A 17,902-nucleotide genomic window follows, 5' to 3' on the forward strand; every position below is an offset into this window, starting at 1 on the left:
CAAGCCGGATGCCCCGAACACCCAGCCTGACCGGTCGAATGCTCCGAACACCCCGCCTGACCGGGTCGTGTCACGGCTCGACGGACGGCCTCAGCGCGCCGCCGCGCACCAGCGAGATCGCCCGCTCCAGGTCGGGGGTCAGGTAGCGGTCCTCGCCGAGCGGCGTGATGAACCGCCTGATCTCGGCGTGCAGGGCGCGGGTCACCGTCCCGAGCGGCAGGCCGGCCATCTTCGCCGCGATGAGGTCGATGCCCTGCGCCGCCATCAGGTACTGCACCGCCAGGACGGTCTCCAGGCGGTCGAGGTTCTCGTGCAGGTCGCGTACCGAGGCCATCGCCATCGTGTTGTGGTCCTCCTGGCCGTCCTTGACCGGACGTGACAACGTGCCCGCCGGGTGGGCCCTGACCTGCATCTCCGGGACCAGCGCGGCGGCCACCGTCTGCACCTGCACCATCCCGGAGTTCAGGCCGACGCTCCCGCCGGCCAGGTTCGCCGGCAGGTCGTAGCTCCAGCGGGGCGACAGCAGGCGTCCCGACAACTCCTGCGACAGGACGCCGACGTCGGTGATCTCGGCGTTCAGGCTGTCGGCGAGGTGGCCCATGATCGAGCCGTCCCAGTTGCCGCCCATCACGAACTCGTAGCCGGGGCCCCGCTCGCGCCGGAAGATCAGCGGGTTGGAGGTCGAGGCGTTGGCCTCGCGCAGCAGGGTCCGGCGGGTGGCGGTGAGCACCTGGCGCAGCCCGGCCATGATGTGCGGGGCCGCCCGTACGGACACGGCGTCCTGCACGCGCGGGTGGTAGTCGGCCGGGTTGAGCCGCCGGCGGCCCTCCTCGGTCATCCAGCCCGAGCCCGCCACCATGGCCCGCAGCCGCGCCGCGACCGCGTCCTCCTCCGGGATGCGGCGCTCCCGGTGCGTACGCGCGTCCAGCGAGCCGCGCTCGGCCCTGGTCGCCTCCATGAACAGCGCGAAGGCGCCCTCCGCCTGGTCGGCGAGCACCGTGGCCCGGTGCACGGCGTGCAGCAGCGTGGCGGCCAGCACCGTGCTGCCGCTGATGATCGGCAGCGCCTCCCCGGCCTCGAAGGTGAAGGTCCTGTCCAGGCCCGCGCGCGGCAACATCTCCGAGGCCGGTCCCACCGCCCCCCGGTAGTGCACCGGCGCGTCCTCGCCGAGCGCGGCCAGCCCGGCCGCCGCCTGCGGCTGCAGGTCGCCGGTGCCGAGCGAGCCGATCTGCGGCATCACCGGCACGACCCCGGCGTTCACCATGGACAGCAGCCGCTGCGGCACCTCGGGCCGTACGCCGACCTTCCCCCTGGCCATCTGGTTGGCCTTGAGGACCAGGGCCAGCCTGACCACGTCGTCGGGCAGCGGCGGGCCGACGCCCGCGGAGTGCGAGCGCAGCACGTTGCGCTGGAACTGCTCGGCCTCCTCGGGCGAGAGCGGGCGGTCCTTCAACGGGCCGAGCGCCTGGTTCCAGCCGTACACGCGCTGGCCGCTCAGCGCCGCCAGCGCCCCCGCCCGCGACCTGGCCATACGGGCCCGCGCGGCGTCCGACACCCGCGCGACGACGGGACGGCCCTCCAGGATCGCGAAGGCGTCGCGCAGCGAGAACCGGTCGCCGTCCAGCACCAGGTTCAGCACCGGCGCCGCCGCGGGGGCGGGCGCCGGTGCCGGGGCGGGGACGGCGACCGCCCGCTCCGGTACGCACACCGCCGCGAGCAGGCCGACGCCCGCGGCCATTCGTCCCACTTTGCTGATCAACTCAGCCCCCCGGCCCGTTTCCGACGAAGATCCATTCCGCTCCGTTTATAGCCGTGCGGTCAGGCGTCGCCGGGAAGGCTCCACACCGGGGGACGAGTGCTGACCGGCCCTAGGGCAGGCGCTTACCTCCTGCCTTGGACGCCACCGCGACGTGCGGCCGGCCGGTGATCGGATGTGGCCCCACGTGGGCCAGGACGCCGAAGACCTCCTCGATGAAGGCCGGCGTCAGCACCTCCAGCGGAGGGCCCTGCCCGGCGACCCGGCCCTCGCGCAGGACCACGATCCGGTCGGCGTACGCGGCGGCCTGGTCCAGGTCGTGCAGCGCGGCCAGCAGCGTCAGGCCGAGCGAGCGGATCAGGTCCAGCAGGAGAAGCTGCGAGCCGACGTCCAGGTGGTTGCCAGGCTCGTCCAGGATCAGCAGCGGCGCCTCCTGGGCCAGCGCGCGGGCCAGCAGCACGCGCTGCCGTTCGCCGCCCGACAGCGTGGTCATCAGCCGGTCGGCCGCCCAGTCCATGCCGACCCGTTCCAGGGCGGTGGCGACCACCGTACGGTCGGCCGCGCTCTCCCGGTCCAGGGCCCGCTTGTGGCTGTGCCGGCCGGCCGCGACGACCTCGGCGACGGAGAACCCGTCCCCGGCCGGGTTGTGCTGGGGCAGGACCGCCCGCCGCCGCGCGGCGTGCCGGGGCCGCATCCGCCACAGGTCGTCGCCGTCCAGCCGGACGACGCCGCCCGTGGGACGCAGCGACCGGTAGACGGTACGCAACAGCGTGGACTTGCCGCTGCCGTTGGGCCCGACGAGCGCCACGAACTCGCCCGGCCCGGCGCTCAGCGTGACGTCGGTGACGATGGGCCGCGCGTCGATCGCCGCGCTGACGCCCGCGAGGTCAAGCCGCATCGCCGCCTCCCGCCCGCCGCCGGCGCAGCAGCCACAGGAAGAACGGCACGCCGAGCCCGGTGGTGAAGATCCCCACCGGCAGTTCGTTCGGCCGGTCGGCCACCCGCGCCGCCAGGTCCACCAGCACCAGGAACACCGCGCCGGCCAGCAGCGACACCGGCAGCACCCGGCGGTGGTCGGCCCCGACCACGAACCGGACCATGTGCGGCACCATCAGCCCGATGAACCCGATGCCGCCCACCACGCTGACCACCGTGGCCGTCAGCAGCGACCCGGACGCCAGTAGCCCGATCCGCAGCGCGGCGACCGGCACGCCGATCGCGACGGCCGACTCCTCACCGGCCAGCAGCGCGTTGAGCGCGCGCGCCTGCGAACACAACCAGGCCACGCAGCACACGACGAGCAGCGCGGGCACGCCCAGATCCGCCCACGACGCCCCCGCGACGCTGCCCATCAGCCAGAACATCATGCCCTGCAACTCGGTCGGGTTGAGCTGGAGCTGCACGAACGTGGTGGCCGCCGAGCACAGGTAGCCCACGGCCACACCGGTCAGCACCAGCCAGGAGTCCAGCAGCCGCCCCGATCGCTGGGCCAGCGCGTACACCACCAGCGCCGACAGCAGCGCGGCGGCGAAGGCGGCCCCGGTGACGCCCAGCGCGCCGGTCAGCCCGGCCAGCGCGCCGCCGCCCAGCGCGGGCACCAGCACCGCGCCCAGCGAGGCCGCCGAGGACACACCCAGCACGTACGGGTCGGCCAGCGGGTTGCGGACCAGCGCCTGCAACGCCACCCCGGCCACCGACAGCGCGGCCCCGGCCAGCGCGGCCAGCAGCGCGCGGGGCGTACGGATCTCCCACACGACCTGCGCAAGCAGCGGGTCGGCCTGGTCACCGCGCCCGGTCAGGTACGCCCACACCACCCCCCACACCTGGCCGAGCGGCAGGTTCACCGACCCGGCGGAGATCCCGATCACCAGGGACGCGACCAGCGCGGCCCCCAGACCGGCCAGCAGGAACCCGGTCGCCCGCCCGGACACCGCGTGCGGCCGCCGCCGCGGCGGGACGGACGTGCGGCGCGGCGGGGCCGTCAGCGTGTCAGTCACCGGGATGCACCGCCTTGGAGATCTTCTCCACGGCCCAGGCGTTGAGCGGCCCGAGGTAGACGCCGTCGGAGACGACCGTGAAGGCCCTGGACTTGGCCGCGGCCCAGTGGGGGTAGGCGGCGAACAGCTTCGCCGCGGCCTCCTCGCCGTTCTCCGCGGGCGTGAACAGGCCGACGACCAGCACGTCCACCTGGGCGGTCGCGAGCTGTTCGCGGTTGAGGGTGCGGGTCATGTCGGCGGTCTGGCCGGCGAAGGCGTTGACCCCGCCGGCGGCCCTGATCACGTCGTCGTAGACGCCGCCGGTCATCACCGCGGGCAGGCCGTTGGCGTTCATCATGGCCATGCCGGGATAGGCGATCAGCACCTTCTTCGGCGGCAGCGACGCGACGCGGGCCCGTACGGACTCCACCCGCGCCCGCAGCCGTCCGATCAGGTCGAACGCCCGCCGCTGCACGTCGAACACCCGCCCGAGCAGGCCGATGAACTCCAGCGAGGAGTTGATCGACTGGTTGCGGTAGGCGCGCTTCTCCTGCTCGCTCGCCGCCGGCTTGCCCATCGCGCAGTTCACCGGGTTGACCAGCGAGGTGATGCCGGCCGCGGCGAGCTGCTCGCGGGTCGCGAAGCCCCTGGTCGCGTCGAACCCGCCCGACCAGGTGGAGACCACCAGGTCCGGCTTGAGCCTGAGCACCTGCTCTGCGGGCACGTCGAAGTTCTTGTTCATGGTCAGGCCGCCGGTCGGCAGCGCCTTGATCCGGCCGGTCATGGACGGGTCGTCGGACACGCCGTAACTCTGGGCGTTGGCCAGGACGGTCTTGTCCAGTCCGAGCATCAGGAAGCTCTCCACCTCGCCGACGCTGGTGCCGTTCAGGATCAGCACACGCTGCGGCGGGCGGCGGAAGGTGACCCGCATGCCGCAGTTGTCGAAGGTGAGGGGGTAGACGGTCCGGCCGGCGGCGGGCTGGACGCCGGTGGGCGTCCGGCCGCCGGTCGCCGCGGGCGCGCCGCAGGCCGCGGCCAGCAGCACGAGCGCGAGCGCCGAGGCTCGGCGGGTACGGGTGGATCTCATGGGTGATGTCCTCTGAGTCGAGTCGCGGGCACGCCGCGCCGGCTCCATGGCGGAGGCGGGGCGCGGCGGCGAGCCGGGCTGGTCGTCGGAGGAACCGAGGGGGTCGCGGGCGCGCGAGGGACCGCGGGCGCGCTCAGGCGAGCGGGCCCACGACCGTCGTACGGACCGGCCACCGCGGCTCCGGTCCAGCCGCAGGCGGCCCGCGCAGCACCAGCACGTGCCGCAGGAACAGCCGTACGCGGGCCGTGACGTCCTCGCGCCCGGCCACCGGCGCGCGCGGCGGCGCGGCGAACCCGGCCACGGCGAGGAACAACACCAGCAGCGGGCGCAGCACCCACCCGGCCAGCTCGCGGACCAGGGCGCACAACCCCGACTCCACCCAGCGCAGCCACACCGACGTCAGCAGCACGCTCGCCGCGTGCACGAGCAGCATCCCCAGCCCCGGGGCACCCGCGTCGTGCAGGTGGCCCAGCTCGGCCGCGGGGGGCGGCTCGGGATGGTCGCCGCACACGGACAGCAACACGTGCAGGACGACCTGCGAGGCGCCCGTCGCGGGCACGATGGCGGCCAGCGTGCGCTCACGCCCGGTCAGCGCCAGGGCCGGCGCCAGGACCAGCAGGAAACCGGCCAGCAACGCCTTCGGGTCGAAGCAGCCGCCGCCCGCCACGTGGCCGAGCGCGGCCAGGGCGGCGCACGTGCCGGCGAAGCTCGCCGCACGCAACCAGCGCACCACCGACCACGGACCCATCGAGGCCAGATCCTCCCACACGGCCGGGCCGCCCGCCTCCCATGGGGTGTGCGGCGTTGACAGGCGGCGTACTCTCCGAGTGTGACCCTCCGGTTGACCGCTCCGCCGTTCGACGACGAGGCTCCGTGAGGAGTCCCACATGACCGGCCTAGGCTCGCGCGTGGTCCTGGTGCCCGACCTGGGCGAAGAGCTGGCCCGCGCGGTGGGCGAGCTGGAGAGGCTGCTGCTGGTGCTGCGCGCCGCCGAGTCCGTCGGCTCGCCGCTGCCCGGCGCGCTCGCCGACGGCGTCGCGCTGACCGCGCTGCGCCGGTTGTGGCGGGCGATCGGCCCCACACAGGGCAGGCGCGCCACCGCCGCCCGCCTCGCCGGCCGTCTGTACGCCCCCGGCGGCCAGGTCGAGCACATGCCGCTGCGCCTGGTCGACATCGACCCGCTCGACGTGGCCACCCTGTCGGCGGCCGCCATGGCGCTCGGCCTCGGCGCGGTCGGCAAGGGCGTGGTCCGCCAGGCCCTCGACGCGGTCGGCACCGACCTGCCCGCCACCGAGCTGGTCTCGGCCGCCGCCCGCTTCAGCGGCCTGCTCGACCTGGCCGACACCGCCGACTCCATCGTGCTGCGCGAACGCCTGGCCGCCGCGGGGCCCGGCGCCGACGTCGTCCTCACGCCGGAGGCCGAGCGGGCCTACCAGGCCACCGTCGGCCGCCTCAACGCGATGTGGTCCGGCACCGGCACCGCTGCCCCTCCCTGACCCGGCGCCGCGCGGGTCACGGGGCCAGCGGCGCCGGCGTGGTGCCGTGGCGGGGTAAGCGGGGCAGCCGCAGCCGCCCGCGCAGCGGCAGGCCCGAGGGGATGAACGCCTCGGCCTGCAGCGCCGAGACGCCGATCCTGGGCAGGTCGCGCGCGTTGGGGTAGACGACGAAGCGCGGCTCCCAGATCGGGCGGAACTTGGCGTTGAACCGGTAGAGCGACTCGATCTGGAACCAGTGCGACAGGAAGACCAGCACCGACCGCCACGCTCGCAGCACGGGGCCCGCGCCGAGCCGGTCGCCGCGGGCCAGCGCCGCGCGGAACATCGCGAAGTTGAGCGACACCTGCGTGATCCCCAGCGCCGGCGCGGCCCGCAGCGTCTCGGCGATCAGCAGCTCGTTGAGCCCTGGGTCGGCGTCCCGGTCGCGGCGCATCAGGTCCAGCGAGACGCCCCGCGCCCCCCACGGCACGAAGTGCAGCACGGCCTTGAGCTCGCCGTCCTTGGAGGCGGTGGCCACCACGCAGTCGGCGTCGGCCGGGTCGCCGAAGCGGCCGAGCGCCATCGAGTAGCCGCGTTCTGTCTGGGTGCCGCGCCACAGCCCGGCGGCGTGCCGGATCCGTTCCTTCTCCTCCTCGGGCACGTCGCGGGCGCGACGCACCCGGCAGGCGTACCCGGCGCGGCGCGTGCGGTTGACCATCTGCCGTACGTTGCGCATCGCGCGGCCCTCCAGCGTGAAGTCGGCCACCTCGACGATCGCCTCGTCGCCGATCTCCAGCGCGGACATCCCCGCCACCCGGGTCCACACCTCGCCGCCCGCCTCGCCGCACCCGATGACCGCCGGCACCCAGGCGTGCCGCCGCGCCTCGGTCATGAACGCGGCGATCGCCGCCGGCCACGCCTCGCGGTCGCCGATCGGGTCGCCGCTGGCCAGCATCACGCCGGAGACGACACGGTAGGCCACGGCCGCCTTGCCCGACGGCGAGAACAACACGCTCTTGTCCCTGCGCAGCGCGAAGTAGCCGAGCGAGTCGCGTTCGCCGTGCGCGTCCAGCAGGGCGCGCAGGCGGCTCTCGTCGTCGGCGGTCAGCTCGGCGACCGGCCGCTCGGGGCGCAGCGCCAGGTAGAGCGTCGTGACCGCGGTGAGCGCGCCGAGCGCGACGAGGGAGAAGTAGACCAGGTCGGAGACCCGTTCGGAGGTGAACGTGACCGGCCCCTCGATGCCCGCCAGCCCGAGCGCCACGTGCTCCAGCCGGTCGAGCACACCCGGACGGCCCACCAGCGCGCCCGGCCTGGCGCTCACGATCAGATAGCCGAGCCCCAGGTCGATCACGCCCAGCACGAGCAGGTTCCACAGTGCCCGCCAGCGCGAGCGCGGGTCGGGCAGCGCGGAGAACTCCCGCCGCCCCGCCACGAGCACGGCCAGCAGCACGACGCTGATCGCGGCCGTCACCGGGCGCAGGTGCAGCACGCCCATGACGGCGCTGACCGGCAGCAGCACCACCACCGCCCGCCAGGCCCGCACCTTCCCCCGGCGCAGCGCGTGCGCGATCATCACCAGCATGATGCCGACCACCAGCGACGTCGCCCGCGCCACGGTCGTCACCGTCCCGGGCAGCAGGTCCGACCACTGCCCCATCCGCGTGTGCTCCAGCCGCGGCGCGACGGCCTTGGCGATGTCCAGCAGGCCGATGACCAGCGAGGAGTAACCCGCCAGCGCGAGGATCCATGGACGCTTCACACCAACGATTGAAGCCCCTCCGGGTTAATCTCCTCGTTAACCACGCGCTTACGCCCGCCGGGATATGTCTGCTGTCCATGGGACTGACCTCGATCGTGCTGCTCGTGGCCGCCGCCGCGCTCGCGGTGGCCGCGCTGTCGGCCACCGTGTGGTTGTGGCCGCGGCTGGCCGGGCGGGGCACGCCGCCGGTGCTGGGCCGGGTGGGCCTGCTGGCCGCCTGCCAGACGTTCACCGTGGCCGCGCTCGCGCTGCTGGTCAACTACTACTTCGGCTTCTACGGCTCCTGGGACGACCTGCTCGGCGCCGACACCGGCACCGCCCAGATCACCGCCGCCGGGGCCGCCGCCGGCCTGCGGGTGCTGGACAGCCGGGTCGTCCCCGGCGGGCGCATAGAGGAGGTCACCCTGCCGGGCGCGCGCACGCACCTCAGCGAGGAGGCGTACGTGTTCCTCCCCTCGGCCTACTTCAAGGAGCCCACCCGCCGCTTCCCCGCGATCATCGCCCTCACCGGCTACCCCGGCGACCCGCGCAACCTCATGACCCGGCTCGACCTGCCCGGCCGCCTCGCGCACGCCATCGCCCTGCACCAGGTCAACCCGGCCGTCCTGGTCATGATGAGGCCGAGCGTGGTGCTGCCGCGCGACACCGAGTGCGTGGACGTGCCGAACGGGCCGCAGGCGCTGACGTACTTCGCCGACGACGTACGGCAGGCCGTGACCGCGCACTACCGGGCGGCGCCCGGCCGCGACTCCTGGGGCGTCCTGGGCGGCTCGACCGGCGGCTACTGCGCGCTGAAGATCGTGATGAGCCGTCCCGACGCGTTCTCCGCCGCGGTCTCCCTGTCGGGCTACTACAAGACCATCGTGGACGGCACCACCGGCGACCTGTTCCACGGCGACAAGGCGCTCGCCGACCGCAACGACCTGATGTGGCGCCTGGCCAGGCTGCCCGCCCCGCCCGTCGACGTGCTCGTCACCAGCAGCAGGAAGGGCGAGGCCGACTACCTGCCGACCGAACGTTTCCTGAACGCGGTCAGGCCGCCGATGCGGGCCTCGTCGCTGATCCTGCCCAGCGGCGGCCACAACTTCAACACCTGGAACAGGGAGCTGCCGCAGGCGTTGCCGTGGCTGGTTCAGCAGCTCGCCGAGCCCGCCCCGGCCCGTTAGCGGGGGAGCCGGTCGCGGGCCGGGTGGTTCATCCTCGCCCCCACGGGGGAGAAGACCTCTCCGTGACCGACTCGTACGCCACCGCCCCGCCCGGCCGCCGGAGCGCCGATGTCCACTGACCTCGACCTCGCCCCGGCCGGGTTCGTCCGGGCCATCGAGGAACTGCCGCTGGTGGACCACCACGTCCACGGCGCCGTCGCCCACGACCTGTCGCGCGGCGCGTTCGAAGAGCTGATCACCGAGTCCGACCGGCCGGTGCCGGAGTGGATGACACAGTTCGACTCCCAGGTCGGGTACGCCGTCCTGCGCCACTGCGCGCCCGTCCTCGGCCTCGAACCGCACTGCCCGCCCGAGGAGTACCTGGCCAGGCGGGCCCGCCTGGGCGCCGAGGAGGTCAACCGGCTCCTGCTGGGCGCCTCGGGCGTGGCCCACTACCTGGTCGAGACCGGCTACCGGGGCGATGAGATCCTGGGCCCGTCCGGCATGGCGGAGGTCACCGGCTCGCCCGCCGACGAGATCGTACGCCTGGAGACGGTGGCCGAGCAGGTCGCGGCCGGCGGGTGCGGGGCGGCCACGTTCGCCCAGGCGTTCGCGGAGGCGCTGTGGGAGCGCACCGCCCAGGCACGCGGGCTCAAGACCGTCGCCGCCTACCGGCACGGCCTCGACCTCGACCCGGAGCCGCCGGGCCGGGCCGAGGTCACCGAGGCGGCCGGGCGCTGGCTCGGCTCCGGCGGCCGGCTGTCCGACCCGGTGCTGCTGCGCCACCTGATCTGGACCGGGATCGAACGGGGGTTGCCGCTGCAGTTCCACACCGGCCTCGGCGACCCCGACCTCGACCTGCGCCGGGCCGACCCGCTGCTGCTGCGCGGCCTCGTCGAACGCGCCGAGCCGTCGGGGGTGCCGCTGGTGCTGCTGCACTGCTACCCCTTCCAGCGGCACGCGGGCTTCCTCGCGCAGGCCTACCCCAACGTCTTCTTCGACGTGGGGCTCGGCGTGACCTACAGCGGGGCGCGCGGCGTGGCGCTGGTGGCCGAGAGCCTGGAGGTGGCGCCGTTCGCCAAGATCCTGTTCTCGTCCGACGGGTGGGGGCCGGCCGAGCTGCACCACCTGGGCGCGGTGTTGTGGCGGCGGGCGATGGCGCGGGTGCTCGGCCGGTTCGTGGTGGAGGGGGAGTGGTCGGCCGCCCAGGCGATGCGGGTGGCGGCCATGGTCGGGGCGGACAACGCGCGGCGCGTCTACGGACTCGGCGCACGCGAGGAGGGCACGCGGTGAACGACGTTCGGGGCCGTACGATCGACCGGCCCGTCGACGGGGCCGTCATCGGGGCTGCCAGCGAGGACGGCGCCGTCCACGTGCTGCTGCGGGAGGCGTTGCGGCGGGAGCTGCCCGCCGCGCGGGCGCTGCGCCGCGAGCTGCACGCCGCGCCCCGCGTGTCGGGCGAGGAGGGCCCCACGCGGGCGCTGGTGCTCGACGCCCTGCCTGCCGGTACGGCCGAGCACGTGGCCGGCACGGGCGCGGTCCTGCGCGTCGGCGGCCCCGGCCCGGCGGTCGGCGTACGCGGCGAACTGGACGCGCTGCCGCTGGCCGAACGCACCCGCGTCCCCTGGGCCGCCACCGGCGGCGCGATGCACGCCTGCGGCCACGACGTGCACCTGGCCGCCGTGGTCGCCCTGGCCAGGACCCTCGACCGGCTCGGCGCCGACCCGCCCCTGCTGGTCGTGCTGCAACCGCGCGAGGAGGGGGTCCCCTCGGGCGCCTCCGACGTCGTGGGCTCCGGCGCGCTGCACCGCCACCAGGTGCGCGCGATGGTCGGCGCCCACGTGCAACCCCTGCTGGAGGAGGGCACGGTCGCCTGCGTGCCGGGGCCGGTCAACGCCTCCTCCGACGAGTTCAGGGTCGTCGTCAGGGGAGTGGAGGGCCACGCCGCCTACCCGCACCTGACCAGGGACCCCGTGGTGGCCATGGCGCAGGTCATCGTCACCGCCCAGCAGGTCGTCAGCCGGGCCGCCGCCCCGATGGCGCCCACCGTCGTCACGTTCGGCACGGTGAACGCCGGCACCGCGCCCAACGCCGTGCCGGGCGAGGCCGTGGCCAGAGGCACGCTGCGCGCCATGTCCGAGGCCCGCCGCCAGGAGCTGCACGAACGGTTCACCCAGGTGGTCGAGGACGTCGCCAGGGCGTGCGGCTGCGTGGCCGAGGTGACGATCCTGCCCGGCGAGCCCGTCCTGGTCAACGACCCCGGGCTGGCCGTACGCGCCGCCGCGCTGCTGCGGGAGCAGGGACGGGCGGTGGACGGCGAGCTGCGCTCCTGCGGGGCCGACGACTTCTCCCACTACGCCTCGGTCGCGCCCTCGCTCATGATGTTCGTCGGTGTGGACACCGCCGCCGGCCTGCACAGCCCCGACTTCCTGCCCGGCGACACCGCCGTGGACGCGGTCGCCGAGAGCCTGCTGGCCGGCTACCTCGCGGCCGCCCACCCGCGCGCTCGCATTCCTCCAACAACCGCCGCAGGAAGTCCAAGCACCACCGGAACGGGCATCGCTGACGGGACCACCCCGAACCTCTAGTGTCGGAGGAGATGGATCTCGAAACCTTCGCCCCCGGTTCGGGCCGTCTCGAACCCCGTGCGGCACTCCGCTCCGACGCCCCCGCCCTCGATCTCAACGGCCTGTGGCGCTTCCGACTCTCGCCCGTCGCCGACGTCCCCGACGACTTCGCCCGGCCCGGCTTCGACGACTCCGCCTGGGCCGAGCTGCCGGTGCCCGCCCACTGGCCCCTGCACGGCCACGGCGCCCCCGCCTACACCAACGTCTCCTACCCCTTCCCCGTGGACCCGCCGCACGTCCCCGACGAGAACCCGACCGGCGACTACCGGCGCGCCTTCGACCTGCCGGACGGCTGGAGCGGCGGCAGGCTGCGGTTCGAGGGCGTCGACTCCTTCGCCCGGGTCTGGCTGAACGGCCACGAACTGGGCTTCTCGACCGGCAGCCGGCTGCCCGTCGAGTTCGACGCCGGCCCCTGGCTGCGGCCGGGACGCAACGTGCTGGCCGTGCGCGTGCACCAGTGGTCGGCCGCCAGCTACCTGGAGGACCAGGACATGTGGTGGCTGCCCGGCATCTTCCGCGACGTCACCCTCACCCGGTCGGCCGCCGACGTGTTCGTGCACGCCTCCCACGACGGCCGGCTGAGCTTCGAGGCCGCCGAGGGCCGCCTCAGCATCCCCGAGCTCGGCGTACGCGACCTGGAACCCGGCGTCGAGATCACCGTCGGGGCCGAGCCGTGGACCGCCGAGACACCCCGCCTGTACGAGGCCGTCCTGACCATGCCGTACGAGACCGTGCGGCTGCGCGTCGGCTTCCGCACCGTGTCGATCCAGGACGGCGTGCTCCTGGCCAACGGCCGCCCGCTGCTGCTCAAGGGCGTCAACCGGCACGAGTTCCACCCCCTGCACGGCCGCGCGGTCCCGTACGAGACCATGCGCGAGGACGTGCTGCTCATGAAGCGGCACAACGTCAACGCCGTCAGGACCAGCCACTACCCGCCGCACCCCGACTTCCTCGACCTGTGCGACGAACTGGGCCTGTGGGTCGTCGACGAATGCGACCTGGAGACGCACGGCTTCGGCCAGGTCGGCTGGCGCCGCAACCCCACCGACGACCCGCGCTGGGCCGAGGCGCTGCTCGACCGCATGCGCCGCATGGTCGAACGCGACAAGAACCACCCCAGCGTCATCATGTGGTCGCTCGGCAACGAGGCGGGCGTCGGCCGCAACCTCGCCGTCATGGCCGACTGGACGCGCGAGCGCGACCCGTCCAGGCCGCTGCACTACGAGGGCGACTGGTCGTGCGCGAACACCGACGTCTACTCCCGCATGTACGCCTCCCACGCCGAGGTCGAGGCCATCGGCCGCGGCGAGGAGGACCCCCTGGACGATCCGGAGCTGGACGCGCGGCGGCGCGCGATGCCGTTCCTGCAGTGCGAGTACGCCCACGCCATGGGCAACGGGCCCGGCGGGCTGGCCGAGTACCAGGAGCTGTTCGAACGCCACCCCCGGCTGGCCGGCGGGTTCGTGTGGGAGTGGATCGACCACGGCCTGGCCCACCCGCGCCACGAGTACGCCTACGGCGGCGACTACGGCGAGCCCCTGCACGACGCGAACTTCGTGATCGACGGGCTGGTGTTCCCCGACCGCACGCCCTCTCCCGGGCTGCTGGACCTGAAGAAGGTGTTCGAGCCGGTGCGGTTCGAGTTCGGGGACGGCGTGCTGAGGGTGCTCAACCGGTACGACTTCCGCGACCTGGCCCATCTCGCCTTCCGGGCCGTCGTGGAGGCCGACGGGACGCCGGTCGCGGAGTTCCCCCTGGAGGTCCCGCCGGCAGGCGGCGAGATCGAACTGCCCGCCCTGCCCCCGGCAGAGGGAACGGCGGGGGAGCACTGGCTGACCGTCCGCGCCGTCCTGGCCACCGACCAGCCCTGGGCCCCCGCAGGCCATGAACTCGCCTGGACCCAGACCCCCCTAGCGCCCCCCGCCCCCCCGGCCCCGGAGCCAACCAGGCTGCCCGCCACCCCCGAGTCCCGCGACGGGCGGCTCGTTCTGGGCGGCGGCGAGTTCGACGCCCGCACCGGACGCCTGCTGAGCCTGTTCGGCCTGGACGTCGAGGGCCCGCGCCTCGACCTATACCGCGCCCCCACCGACAACGACCGCTACGGCGGCCTGGACCGGCAATGGCGAGGGCTCGGCCTGCGCCGCCTCACCCACCGCGTGGACGGCGTCGAGACCGGCGACGGCCTCACCGTACGCGTCAGGGTCGCCCCCGCCGCCACCGACCTCGGCATGCGCGTCGCCTACACCTGGACCGCGACGTCCGACGACACCCTGAACCTGACCGTGGACGTCGAGCCGGACGGCGAATGGCCCGGCCCGATCCCGCGCCTGGGCGTCCACCTGACGCTCCCCGGCGAGATCGCCCACGTCACCTGGTACGGCCGGGGACCCGGCGAGGCCTACCCCGACACCGGGATGGCCGCCCGCGTGGGCCGCTGGACCGCCACGATCGACGACCTCCAGACGCCCTACGTCTACCCGCAGGAGAACGGGCACCGCGCCGACGTGCGGTGGGCCGAGTTCGGCGGCCCGACGGGGACACCCGGGTTCAAGGTCGCCGGCGACCCGGTGTTCGGCCTGACGGCGCGCCGGTGGAGCACCGCCGAGCTGGCGGCGGCCCGCCACCGTCCCGACCTGGTGGCCGGTGACCGCGTACACCTCCACCTGGACCTCGCCCAGCAGGGCATCGGCACCGCCACCTGCGGCCCCGGCACCCTGCCCCGGTACGACCTGCACCCCGCCCCGGCCACCCTCCGCCTCCGCTTCACCCCGGCCTGAGCCCCGGACGGCGAAAGGCCGGGGTCCGAAGACCCCGGCCTCAGCCCCGGACAGGCCGGTCAGGCGGGCACCGTGAGCACGGTGCCCGCGCCGACCGTCAGCCCGCCCTCGCGGATCGCGAACCCGAGACCCGGCTCGACGGCGACCGCCCGGCCCAGCCGGACCGTGACCTCCACCGTCTCACCCGGCTCGGCGGGCCCGGACAACTCCAGCTCGCCGGGCACGTCGGTCGTTCGCAGGTAGAACTGCGGCCGGTACCCCGGCCCGACCGGACGCCGCCGCCCGCCCTCCTCAGGGGTCAGGAGGTACACGCGGGCGGTGAACGACGTACGGGCGCGCTGGGTGCCGGGCGCGGCCAGGACCATGCCCCGCCGTACCTGCTCGCGGCGCACGCCGCGCAGCAGGACGGCGGCGTTGTCCCCGGCCTCGCCCCGCTCCATCGTCTTGCCGAACGTCTCCACGCCGGTCACGACCGCCGTGAACCCGTCGCCGAGCCCGACCGCCTCCACCGTGTCGCCCACGCGAACGGTGCCGCGCTCGATGGCCCCGGTGACGACCGTGCCGCGGCCGGTGACCGTGAGCACGTTCTCGACGGGCATGAGGAACGGCGCGTCCACGTACCGGACCGGGACGGGGATGTGCTCGTCCACGGCCCGCAGCAGCGCCTCGACCGACGCCGTCCAGACCGGGTCGCCCTCCAGCGCCCGCAGCCCGGACACCCGCACCATCGGGACGTCGCGGTAGCCGTGCTCGGCCAGCAGGTCGGCCAGCTCCAGCTCCACCAGGTCCGTCAGCTCCGGGTCGGCGCCGTCGGCCTTGTTGACGGCGACCACCAGGTGCTCGACCCCGACCCGACGGGCCAGCAGCACGTGCTCCCTGGTCTGCGGCATGATGCCGTCGTGCGCGGACACGACGAGGATCGCGCCGTCGAGCTGCGCCGCCCCCGTGATCATGTTCTTCACGTAGTCGGCGTGGCCCGGCATGTCCACGTGGGCGTAGTGGCGGGTGTCGGTCTCGTACTCGACGTGCGAGATGTTGATCGTGATGCCCCTGGAGGACTCCTCCGGGGTCCGGTCGATCCGCTCGAACGGCGTGTACGTCGCCTGCCCCCGCTCGGCGAGCACCTTCGTGATCGCCGCGGTCAGCGTGGTCTTGCCGTGGTCGACGTGCCCCATCGTGCCGATGTTGAGGTGCGGCTTGTTCCGCACGTAGGCCTGCTTGGCCATGATTCCTTCCTCGAAGACCTGGGACCTTGTGTGACCCGTACGGGGTCGGCAACCTCCCCTCGCCGGGTCACATCAGGACTTACGAGAAGAGGTCAGCGCTCCAGGCCGTCGCAGGCACGCTCGAACACACCCGGCGCGGCGGGTGCGATGCGGCGAACGTGCAGGAACATGAAGAACATGGTGCGGCGCTCAGCGTCCGCACGCAACGGATTATTCCGCCCAGGCCGGCCCCCTACAGCGGGATCCACTCCGTGGCGGTCGTGACCTCCTCCAGGATCGACGGGATCGGCTCGACCCCGAGACCCGGCCCGGTCGGCACCTCCAGATGGCCGTCCACCAGCTCGAACGGCTCGGTCACGTCCGTCGCGAAGTACCGCCGCGACCCCGAGGTGTCCCCCGGCAGCGTGAACCCCGGCAGCGCCGCCAGAGCCACGTTCGCCGCCCGCCCGAGGCCGGTCTCCAGCATGCCGCCGCACCACACCGCCACCCCGTTGGCCCGGCACATGTCGTGGATGCGGCGCGCCTCCAGGTAACCGCCGATCCGCCCCGGCTTGATGTTGATGATCGAGCACGAGCCCAGCGCGATCGCGGCCGCCGCGTGCTCGGCCGACTCGATGGACTCGTCCAGGCAGATCGGGGTCTGCAACTGGCGGGCCAGCTTGGCGTGCTGGACGAGGTCGTCGTTGGCCAGCGGCTGCTCGATCAGCAGCAGGTCGAACGCGTCCAGACGGGCCAGCCGGCGGGCGTCGGTCAGCGAGTACGCCGCGTTGGCGTCCACCTGGAGCAGCAGGTCGTCGCCGAACCGCTCGCGCACCGCCCGCACCGGCTCGACGTCCCAGCCGGGCTCGATCTTCAGCTTGATGCGCACGTACCCCTCCTCGACGTAGCCGGCGACGGCGTCGAGGAGCTGCGGGACCGAGTCCATGATGCCGACCGACACCCCGCACGGCACCCGGTCGCGGGCCGCGCCCAGGAAATGGCCGAACGACTCGCCGGCCGCCCTCAGCTGCGCGTCGAGCACGGCGGTCTCCAGCGCGGCCTTGGCCATGCGGTGACCCTTGACGGGTTCGAGGGCCCGGCCGACCCCGTACGCGTCCACGTTCTTCGGCAGGGCGGGCAGCAGGAAACGGCGGATCACCTCGGCGGCGCCGTCGACGTACTCGGAGGAGTAGAGCGGCTCGGACATGGCCACGCACTCGCCCCACCCCTCGGCGTCCGGCGTCACCACCCTGACCAGCAGGACGTCACGGGCGGTCTCGGTGCCGAACGACGTGCGGAACGGCGACACCAGCGGCATCGCGATCCGCCGCAGCTCTACTCCGGTGATCTTCACACTCTCTCCACTCGGTCGGCGCACAGGTGTTCCCTGGCGACCGTACGACATGCGGCCGCGCCGGGATTCGTACCGCGACACCAAAGGCCGGCACTTCTTCGTCGGAAGGTCCTACACGACGATGCCCGGCGTCGGCGCGATCCGGATCCGGCACGGCGTGTCCTCGCTGAGCCGCACCGCCTCCAGCGGCACCGTGACCTCCGGCGTACGATAACGCCCCCCCGAGAACGCCGCCGCCAGCCGGGCCCGGACGAACGCGGCCGACATCTGGCCGTCGATCGAGCTCCTGCCGTCACGGCCGATCTCCGCCACGCACACGCCGGGCTGCGTGGCCAGAGCCAGACCGGCGACGGTGGCCCCGGCCAGGGCGCCCACGTCACGCCTGGTCCAGCCGTAGTGCCACATGCCGGCGGCCACCACGGGCGCGGCCGGGCAGGCGGGCTCGGTGATGACCACGTCGAGCCCCTGGAGCAGGGCGGAGGCGATCTGCTCGGCCCCCCTGAGCGCGCCCGGCGCGATCCGCAGGCCGGGCAGCTCGGGCAGCGGGCCGCCGAGCGTGTAGATCAGCTTGATACCGGTGGCGAGAGGTTCGGGACCACTGTCGCGCCATCCACAGGCGACGACGCCGACCGACGGGGCAGAGCCCAGCGTGCCGATCCGCAGCATAAGAGAATGACTACCCTCTGCGGCGGCCAGTCACACACCGTCACCCGCCGTCACCGGCCGGCACAACGGATACCC

14 protein-coding genes are annotated in these 17,902 nt (G+C 74.0%); 5 read left to right on the top strand and 9 right to left on the bottom strand.

Annotation, left to right across the window (positions count from 1 at the left end; translation table 11 throughout):
• Nucleotides 1-70 precede the first annotated feature (70 nt).
• The 5 genes from IEZ27_RS01205 to IEZ27_RS01225 all read right to left on the bottom strand — a co-directional run bounded on the left by IEZ27_RS01205 (nucleotide 71) and on the right by IEZ27_RS01225 (nucleotide 5,567).
• Nucleotides 71-1,738 (bottom strand): HAL/PAL/TAL family ammonia-lyase, encoded by a 1,668-nt coding sequence (locus IEZ27_RS01205; RefSeq protein ID WP_189645474.1) that lies wholly within the window; start codon nucleotides 1,736-1,738, stop codon nucleotides 71-73.
• Between the two features lie 130 nt (nucleotides 1,739-1,868).
• Complete coding sequence (locus IEZ27_RS01210) at nucleotides 1,869-2,654, bottom strand: ABC transporter ATP-binding protein (protein ID WP_189645475.1); 786 nt, start codon at nucleotides 2,652-2,654, stop codon at nucleotides 1,869-1,871.
• Complete coding sequence (locus IEZ27_RS01215) at nucleotides 2,644-3,753, bottom strand: FecCD family ABC transporter permease (protein WP_229823044.1); 1,110 nt, start codon at nucleotides 3,751-3,753, stop codon at nucleotides 2,644-2,646. Before IEZ27_RS01215 ends, IEZ27_RS01210 begins: the two co-directional genes overlap by 11 nt.
• Nucleotides 3,746-4,819, bottom strand: coding sequence for an ABC transporter substrate-binding protein (locus IEZ27_RS01220; RefSeq protein WP_189645476.1), 1,074 nt, complete (start codon nucleotides 4,817-4,819; stop codon nucleotides 3,746-3,748). The genes IEZ27_RS01215 and IEZ27_RS01220 overlap by 8 nt, the downstream gene beginning before the upstream one ends.
• Before the next feature lie 133 nt (nucleotides 4,820-4,952).
• On the bottom strand, nucleotides 4,953-5,567 hold the full coding sequence (locus tag IEZ27_RS01225) for a hypothetical protein (RefSeq protein WP_189645477.1): 615 nt from the start codon (nucleotides 5,565-5,567) through the stop codon (nucleotides 4,953-4,955).
• A 139-nt stretch (nucleotides 5,568-5,706) separates the two neighbouring features.
• Between IEZ27_RS01225 and IEZ27_RS01230 the strand changes: the two genes are divergently transcribed.
• The gene (locus IEZ27_RS01230; RefSeq protein WP_189645478.1) at nucleotides 5,707-6,315 is read left to right on the top strand and encodes a hypothetical protein; all 609 of its coding nucleotides are present in this window, start codon (nucleotides 5,707-5,709) and stop codon (nucleotides 6,313-6,315) included.
• A gap of 16 nt (nucleotides 6,316-6,331) precedes the next feature.
• Here IEZ27_RS01230 and IEZ27_RS01235 read toward each other — a convergent pair whose 3' ends face one another.
• Nucleotides 6,332-8,053, bottom strand: coding sequence for a phosphatidylglycerol lysyltransferase domain-containing protein (locus tag IEZ27_RS01235; protein WP_229823047.1), 1,722 nt, complete (start codon nucleotides 8,051-8,053; stop codon nucleotides 6,332-6,334).
• Between the two features lie 77 nt (nucleotides 8,054-8,130).
• Between IEZ27_RS01235 and IEZ27_RS01240 the strand changes: the two genes are divergently transcribed.
• The 4 genes from IEZ27_RS01240 (at nucleotide 8,131) to IEZ27_RS01255 (ending at nucleotide 14,602) form a co-directional block, all read left to right on the top strand.
• On the top strand, nucleotides 8,131-9,219 hold the full coding sequence (locus tag IEZ27_RS01240; protein ID WP_189645479.1) for an alpha/beta hydrolase: 1,089 nt from the start codon (nucleotides 8,131-8,133) through the stop codon (nucleotides 9,217-9,219).
• Between the two features lie 108 nt (nucleotides 9,220-9,327).
• On the top strand, nucleotides 9,328-10,491 hold the full coding sequence (locus IEZ27_RS01245; protein WP_189645480.1) for an amidohydrolase family protein: 1,164 nt from the start codon (nucleotides 9,328-9,330) through the stop codon (nucleotides 10,489-10,491).
• Entirely contained in the window at nucleotides 10,488-11,786 is a 1,299-nt protein-coding gene (locus IEZ27_RS01250) for a M20 metallopeptidase family protein (protein ID WP_229823048.1), read from the top strand. The genes IEZ27_RS01245 and IEZ27_RS01250 overlap by 4 nt, the downstream gene beginning before the upstream one ends.
• Before the next feature lie 11 nt (nucleotides 11,787-11,797).
• Entirely contained in the window at nucleotides 11,798-14,602 is a 2,805-nt protein-coding gene (locus IEZ27_RS01255) for a glycoside hydrolase family 2 TIM barrel-domain containing protein (RefSeq protein ID WP_189645481.1), read from the top strand.
• Between the two features lie 59 nt (nucleotides 14,603-14,661).
• On the opposite strand, the gene tuf is transcribed toward IEZ27_RS01255, so the two are convergent.
• The 3 genes from tuf to IEZ27_RS01270 form a co-directional block, all read right to left on the bottom strand.
• Nucleotides 14,662-15,828, bottom strand: coding sequence for an elongation factor Tu (gene tuf, locus IEZ27_RS01260; protein WP_189645482.1), 1,167 nt, complete (start codon nucleotides 15,826-15,828; stop codon nucleotides 14,662-14,664).
• Between the two features lie 232 nt (nucleotides 15,829-16,060).
• The gene (menC, locus tag IEZ27_RS01265; RefSeq protein WP_185844862.1) at nucleotides 16,061-17,161 is read right to left on the bottom strand and encodes an o-succinylbenzoate synthase; all 1,101 of its coding nucleotides are present in this window, start codon (nucleotides 17,159-17,161) and stop codon (nucleotides 16,061-16,063) included.
• 111 nt (nucleotides 17,162-17,272) lie between these two features.
• Nucleotides 17,273-17,827 (bottom strand): acyclic terpene utilization AtuA family protein, encoded by a 555-nt coding sequence (locus tag IEZ27_RS01270; RefSeq protein WP_189645483.1) that lies wholly within the window; start codon nucleotides 17,825-17,827, stop codon nucleotides 17,273-17,275.
• Between the last annotated feature and the right edge of the window lie 75 nt (nucleotides 17,828-17,902).

The sequence above is a fragment of the Nonomuraea spiralis genome, from assembly GCF_014648435.1.
Lineage (GTDB): Bacteria > Actinomycetota > Actinomycetes > Streptosporangiales > Streptosporangiaceae > Nonomuraea > Nonomuraea spiralis.